General features: G+C 65.4%; 1 protein-coding gene. It reads right to left on the reverse strand.

Translation table 11 applies throughout. From position 1 onward, the window contains the following. Nucleotides 1-71: 71 nt before the first annotated feature. Nucleotides 72-664 (reverse strand): class I SAM-dependent methyltransferase (locus A5787_RS18195; RefSeq protein WP_066969478.1); only part of this gene is annotated, 593 nt, incomplete at its 5' end.

Below are 664 nucleotides of genomic sequence, written 5' to 3' on the forward strand. Positions count from 1 at the left end.
TGCGCCAAGCTGTTCCGCCAGGGAGACACCGACGTCAACCAGTTCACGTGTGAGAAGTAGCCGGGCGGACGCTACTTGGCCAGTGTGAACTGGCCGACGCTGCTGATGCCCTGGCGGAACAGCTTGGCGCAGCCGGTCAGGTACTTCATGTAGCGGTCGTAGACCTCTCGGGACTGGATCGCGATCGCCTGGTCCCTGTTGGCCTCGAGCGCGGTGGCCCACGTTTCCAGGGTCCTCGCGTAGTGGAGCCGCAGCGACTGGACGCGCGTGATCTTGAAGCCGGCCTCCTCCGCGTGCTCCTCGACCGACGGGATCGTCGGCAGCCAGCCGCCCGGGAAGATCTCGGCCAGGATGAACTGGGTGAAGTGAACGACTTCGTGGGTCAGCGGAGTGCCCTGCGCCCTGGCCTCTTTGAATGTCGGACGCGTGATGGTGTGCAGCATCATGACGCCCTCGGCCGGCAGCACCCGGTGGGCCATCTTGAAGAAGTGGCCCCAGCGCTGGCGGCCGAAGTGCTCGAAGGCGCCGATGGAGACGATGCGGTCGACCGGCTCGTCGAACTTCTCCCAGCCCTCCAGCAGCACCCGCGTCGAGCGGTTCGTGTCCATCTGGTCGAACATCTTCTGCACGTGGTCGGCCTGGTTCTCCGACAACGTCACCCCGA

Source organism: Mycobacterium sp. 852002-50816_SCH5313054-b, assembly GCF_001667185.1.
Classification (GTDB): Bacteria; Actinomycetota; Actinomycetes; order Mycobacteriales; family Mycobacteriaceae; genus Mycobacterium.